Raw genomic sequence first — 5,622 nt, forward strand, 5'->3', positions numbered from 1 at the left:
CTGGTGTCCGACCCGCCGGACGTGCCGCTGGTGTCCGACCCGCCGGACGTGCCGCCCCCCGTCGTGCCGCCCGTGGTGCCGCCCGTAGAGCCACCGCTGCCGGTGATCTCGATCTCCGCCAGCTTGTTGTTCTGACCGGGGTCCTGCTTGCAGGCCGACTCGAAGGTGCCGAGGACGGTCTCCTTGCCGTCCTTGTCCTTCGGGGTCATCTTCATCGGCAGGTCGCCGACGGTGATGGTGCCCTTGCCCGGCTTGGAGAAGGTCAGGGAGGGTGCTTCCCCATGAGAGTTGACCTGGAACTCGCCTTGTGCGGGGATACCGGTCTTCTCCAGGGTGACGGGCGCCTTGACTGGCAGCTGGCCCTCGGGGACTTGGACCGTCGCGTCCGCGGTGGCCTCCCCCTCAAGGGTCTTGGCGCCGACCATGTTCATGCCCTTCGTGGCCGTGTCGTTCACCGTGGCGACCGCGTCGATCTTGAGCTTCGGCGTGGGCTGGCCGACGGGGATGGACTTGGGGACGTCTGTACTGATCTTGATGCTCAGCGGCTGCTGACCGATCAGCGGAAACGCACAGGAGTACTTCAGGATGATCGACACAGGGTCGGCGGCGGCGGTGCCCGCGCCCACACCAACGAGCCCGACTGTTATCACGCCCGATGCGGCAAAGGCGGCGAGCGCCTTCGTCTTCCCGGATTTTCGGGTCTTCATGGAGGTTCCTTTCGGTTAGCCGAAACTTGCACACCAAGGCAGTTCCTCGAGTCCGTAACGTAGTGAGGGTTTAAGGCGGTGGTCAAGGCGTCTATTTCGGAATTGCGGACGTGCGTTCCAGGTGCTGCAGCAGCAGATCTTGAGCGTGTGATCCGTTGCGTTCGAGCTGTCTCTCGTCTCGCGATTCCGGCGGCGTTACTTACTGATCGTTTCAGAATGAGGTTCGGAGTCATCTCAAGTAGATGGTGCTGCAGGCGAGTTGGAGCAGGCCGAAGCGGATGTCGGCGCGTATCTCGTAGCGGATGTGGAAGCGCTTGAACTGGTGGAGCCGGGCGAAAGTCCGCTCGACGTCCCAGCGTGTCCTGCCCGGGTCGGAGCCGTGGGCGGTGCCTTTGCGGGCGATCTTCGGTGTGATGCCGCGGGACCGCGGGAGGCGGCGGTACTTGTTGTAGTAGCCGCGGTTGGCGAACAGCCGACCCGGTCGGTGACGTGGCGCCCGCGGACCGCTCGGATGTGGGGCATCGCGTCCAGCCGTGGCATCAGTTGCGTGATGTCATGGCGGTTTCCGCTGGTCAGCGAGGCGGCGAAGGGTGCGCCGTGCCGGTCGGTGATCAAGTGGTGCTTGCTGACCGGGGCACACGGCCGACCGGCGAAGGTCCGGTTGAGCCCCCTGTGAGAGCCCGGACATGGGAGTTGTCGATGGCCGCGTCGTCCATGTCCAGCGGGCCTGCGGCCCGAGCTCGGCCAGCAGTACTTCGTGCAGGCGGCCAGACACCGGCGTCGGTCCATTCACGCAGACGCCGCCAAGCCGTCACACCGCTGCAGCCGGCCTGTTCAGCCGGAACGTCCCGCCAGCTCACGCTCTTGCACAACACGTAAACGATGCCCCGCAACGCAGCGCGGTCATCCGCCGGCAACCGCCCGGGATACCGCTGCCGCCGAGGCGGACGAGCAGGCCCACACTTCCCACAGGTCATCAGGCACAAGATCAGCAGACACCCCAGAGATCCTGCCGACACAACGCCCAACTGCCAAGCCCCACAACGAATTCCATTCTGAAACGATCGGTTATGGCCGGCACAAAATGCTGGTTCTCATCCGCCGCACCCTCTTGCCTGAGGCCGGCTTCGGTGCCGTCGACCGCGCCATGCGCTCACTCGGTCGCAATGGCAGGTGCGCGGGCGAAGACCGAGAACAACGATCCCAACCCGGCCGACCTGCGGGCGGCGGACCCGCTGGACCGCGACTTCACCGCTCCGGCCCCGAACCGGAAATGGATCACGGATCCCACCTGCGTCCGCACATATCAGTCGTTCACCTACGTCGCGTTCATCGTCGACTGTTTCTCCGAGAAGATCGTGAGCTGGCACGCCTCGATCAAGTGGGACGTGGAGCTGGTCGACGTGGCGCGGCGGATGGCGTTGTGGCGCCGCCCCCACGAGGCAACCCCGCCGGACGCGACCAGCTCATCCACCACTCCGACGTCGGGTCGCAATACACCAGCGTGCGCTTCACACCTGCGCATCGAGGGTATCCGCCTTCAATCGGCAGCGTAAGGGACGCTTGCGGCAACGCGCTGATGGAGCCATCAACGGCCTCTACAAGGCCGAGTGCATACGCACCAAGGTCTTCCACTACGGCCCCTGGAAAACGGCGTCGGACGTCGCGTACGCCACCGCCTCGTGGGTTCGGGTGGTACAAAAGTCCTCTCACGAGCCCCATCTGACCCGCTGTCGTCACCTTCCGTATCTCGGGGGAACCTCACCGCCAAATTGCCGGACCTCAGGTCTGGTGGTTTGTTTTACGCCTCCCCTGTGGTGATGTGGGCGGGGGGGAGTCATCAGTGAGTCTCATGAGGACCGGGGGATCGATGAGCAGCACGACGTCGGCTCTAGTGCGGCTGAAATCCGCGCAGAAGAGCGCAAAGGGGGTGTCGTTGTACTCGCGGTTTGTGAACCGGCACGCGGGCAGGTACCTAGCGGCCGGCGCCCACCGGATGGGGCTCACACCCAACCAGGTCACCTTGATCAGCGCGGGGTTCAGCTTCGCGGCGGTTCTGGGGGTGGCTTTCGCGAAGCCAACCTGGGCGGCGGGTTTCCTAGTGTGGCTTGGGCTCGCGGTCGGGTTCGCGTTCGACTCGGCCGATGGGCAGCTGGCGCGGCTGCGTGGTGGGGGGAGCGCGGCGGGTGAATGGCTTGATCATGTGGTGGACTGCGCCAAGATCACCACACTGCACACGGCGGTGCTGATCGCCTTCTACCGGCACCCCGGTCACTTCGGGACCTCGGCCGATGGCTGGTTGCTGGTGCCGCTTTGTTTCCAGCTTGCCGCAGTCGTCACGTTCTTCGGGGGACTACTCACCGAGCAGCTCAAGTCCAAGGCGGCGCCGGGCGAGGGGGCAGCCGTGCCGTCCACGGCGCGGGCAGTGGCTCTGCTACCCGTGGACCACGGGGTGTTCTGCCTGGTCTTCCTGCTGCTCGGCGGCGGCGCCTTCCGGTGGGTCTACATCGGGCTCGCCGCCGCCGCCGCGATCTTCCTCGTCGCCTTCCTTGCTAAATGGTTCCGGGAGCTGTCCGCAGTTCTTCGGTGAGGCGCGGTTTGTTGAGGGTGTCGATCGCGCGTCGCAACTGGGTGCTCGATGTGTGGACGGTGTACGGGAAGTAGACGACGTCCACGCCCACGGCGGCGAAGTCCCGCTCCAGCCGTTCTCCCTTCGGTGTGTCCCGCCAGTCGTCGCCTTTGAACAGCACGTCGAAGCGGACCTGCTTCCACGTCTTCACCTTGTCCGGCACGGTCTCGACGAACGCGGCGTCCACGTACTGGATGCTGCGGACGATCTCCAGCCGTTCGATCAGCGGGATCATCGGGCGCCTGCCCTTGGCCCGTTCGGCAATCTCGTCCGAGACCACGCCGGCCACCAGATAGTCGCACTGTGCGCGTGCGTGGCGCAGGATGTTCAGGTGCCCGATGTGGAAGAGGTCGTAGGCGCCCGGTGCGTAGCCCACACGGTACCGCTTGCTCATGGCACAAATACCCCCTTGTTCGATAATTTCCCCCGTGCACATCCGTTGACGGGAGGGTGCAGAATTCACTTAGAGCAGTTCGCGGGATTCGGGGCCCGTGGGACGTGAACACACTGGGGGAAGGTTTCGTCGCGTGACACAGGCCAACGACGAGGACAGTAGGCGGCGGCTGCTGTTGGTGTCCACCAACTACGCGCCCGAGCACACCGGCATCGGCCCGTATGCCACCGGCATCGCCGAGCACTGGGCCAGCCGCGGGCATGACACACACGTGCTCGCCGGGCTTCCGCACTACCCGTCCTGGCGGCTGGCCCCCGACTACCGCAGGGTGTGGCGGGCCACCGAGAGGCGTGCCGGGGTCACCGTGCACCGCCGTCGGCACAGTGTCCCGCCACGGCAGAGTGCCCTGCGCAGAGGCTTGTTCGAGGGCTCGATCCTGGCCCACGGCCTCGTCGCCCCTCCCAGGACCGGCCGGCTCTACGCGGTGCTTGCCCAGGTGCCCAGCCTCGCTGGGGGGGTGCTTGGCGCGCGGATCGCCGCCAAGCATGGCGCCCCGTTCGTGCCCGTCATCCAGGACCTCATGGGCGCCGCCGCCGCCCAGTCCGGGATCAAGGGCGGCGGTCGTGCTGCCGAGCTGGCCGAGCGCGCTGAGTCGTGGGTGCTGCGGCGGGCTACCCTCGTCGGCGTCATCCATGAGACGTTCGTCGAGCGCGTACGGGCCATGGGGGTGGATTCCGGGCGCATACGCCTGGTGTCCAATTGGTCGCACATACGGGCACCGTCGGTGCCGCGTGCCCTTACCCGGGAGCGCCTCGGCTGGGATCCGGAGCAGACCGTCGTCCTACACTCGGGCAACATGGGCCTCAAGCAGGGTCTTGAGGTGCTGGTGGAGGCGGCCCGCCGCGATCCGGCCGCCCGGATCGTACTGATGGGCGGCGGCAACCAGCGCGAACACCTCGCCCGGATGGCCAAGGGGCTGCCCAACCTGGAGTTCCTACCTCCAGTTTCCGACGCGAACTTCCCCGATGTGCTCGCCGCGGCAGATGTCCTCGCCGTGACCCAGCGTGCCTCCATACTCGACATGAGCGTGCCCTCTAAGCTGACCTCCTACTTTGCGGCTGGCCGCCCGGTGGTCGCATCCGTCGCCGCCGGAGGCGGCACGGCCCGTGAAGTGCTGCGGTCCGGTGCCGGAATGCTTGTGGAGCCGGAGAATCCGGATCTGTTCCTGTCAGCAGTGCATAGACTCGCCCGAGATCCAGGGATGGCGGACGAGTTGGGCGCGGCGGGACCGCGCTATGTGGCGGCTCATCTGGGACGGGAAGCGGGTCTGGCGCGGATCGACGCGCTGATCGACGAGGCTATGGGGGGCCCTGGAAGGTGAGCCAGACACATATCACTATCCGGGCGGAGGACGAGCCGGAGCAGTTGCATCAACTGCTGCGCCGTTGGAACGGCTCGACGTGTCCGTTGCGTCCTGGCCCCGCTGGAGGTGCATCGGCGAGTACACCGAGTCCACCGATGGCAATTGGCCCGGCCCCGGGCCGGCTCGTGGTCGACGTGGGTGAATCCGGGGCCTTCGGACTCGTACCTGGTGAGCGGGTGCGCAACGTCTCCGCGCGCACTGGCCTCCGCCCGTGTCGCCCAGCTGATCGCCAAAGCCGACGATCCGAAATGCCACCGTCGTGGTCGTCGCCCCGCCTGTACTCGCCTGCGCGGACGTCCTCGCGCTCGTCAACCGCGTCGACGGTGTCCTCATGATCTGTGACCCGCGCATCGTGCACCGGGCCGACCGCGTCCACATCCGTGAGCTGATCGTCGGTGCGGATGGTTCCATGCTCGGCGCGGTGACACGCACGGAGCCCCGGCGTGCGGCGGCTGCCGCCGCACCTGTC

General features: G+C 66.6%; 5 protein-coding genes and 2 pseudogenes. 4 read left to right on the top strand and 3 right to left on the bottom strand.

All coding sequences use genetic code 11. The features are described 5' to 3' along the window. Both ABZ070_RS34955 and ABZ070_RS34960 read right to left on the bottom strand, forming a co-directional pair. A partial coding sequence (locus ABZ070_RS34955; protein WP_356639950.1) for a DUF6801 domain-containing protein occupies nt 1–707 on the bottom strand: 707 nt, incomplete at its 3' end. Between the two features lie 229 nt (nt 708–936). Further along, nucleotides 937–1,706: pseudogene (locus ABZ070_RS34960) on the bottom strand (IS5 family transposase). 167 nt (nt 1,707–1,873) lie between these two features. Between ABZ070_RS34960 and ABZ070_RS34965 the strand changes: the two are divergent. Together ABZ070_RS34965 and ABZ070_RS34970 are read left to right on the top strand one after the other, a co-directional pair. Beyond that, on the top strand, nt 1,874–2,263 hold the full coding sequence (locus ABZ070_RS34965) for a DDE-type integrase/transposase/recombinase (RefSeq protein ID WP_356639952.1): 390 nt from the start codon (nt 1,874–1,876) through the stop codon (nt 2,261–2,263). Nucleotides 2,264–2,577: 314 nt separating this feature from the next. Then, nucleotides 2,578–3,297: a CDP-alcohol phosphatidyltransferase family protein gene (locus tag ABZ070_RS34970; RefSeq protein WP_356639954.1), complete on the top strand. Its 720-nt coding sequence runs from the start codon at nt 2,578–2,580 to the stop codon at nt 3,295–3,297. Here the strand turns inward: ABZ070_RS34970 and ABZ070_RS34975 are convergent. Further along, entirely contained in the window at nt 3,260–3,730 is a 471-nt protein-coding gene (locus ABZ070_RS34975) for an adenylyltransferase/cytidyltransferase family protein (protein WP_356639956.1), read from the bottom strand. The genes ABZ070_RS34970 and ABZ070_RS34975 overlap by 38 nt on opposite strands. Nucleotides 3,731–3,863: 133 nt before the next feature. Here ABZ070_RS34975 and ABZ070_RS34980 point away from each other — a divergent pair, with 133 nt between their 5' ends. Both ABZ070_RS34980 and ABZ070_RS34985 read left to right on the top strand, forming a co-directional pair. Next, nucleotides 3,864–5,111, top strand: a complete 1,248-nt coding sequence (locus ABZ070_RS34980) for a glycosyltransferase (protein WP_356639958.1) — start codon at nt 3,864–3,866, stop codon at nt 5,109–5,111. Nucleotides 5,112–5,412: 301 nt separating this feature from the next. Beyond that, nucleotides 5,413–5,622: pseudogene (locus ABZ070_RS34985) on the top strand (lipopolysaccharide biosynthesis protein); the annotation flags it as partial.

The organism is Streptomyces sp. NPDC006283 (genome assembly GCF_040613325.1).
Classification (GTDB): Bacteria; Actinomycetota; Actinomycetes; order Streptomycetales; family Streptomycetaceae; genus Streptomyces.

Coding starts and splice junctions, on each gene's coding strand:
- ABZ070_RS34965 (WP_356639952.1), top strand. CDS start 1,874: ATGGCAGGTGCGCGGGCGAAGACCGAGAACAACGATCCCAACCCGGCC.
- ABZ070_RS34970 (WP_356639954.1), top strand. CDS start 2,578: ATGAGCAGCACGACGTCGGCTCTAGTGCGGCTGAAATCCGCGCAGAAG.
- ABZ070_RS34975 (WP_356639956.1), bottom strand. CDS start 3,730: ATGAGCAAGCGGTACCGTGTGGGCTACGCACCGGGCGCCTACGACCTC.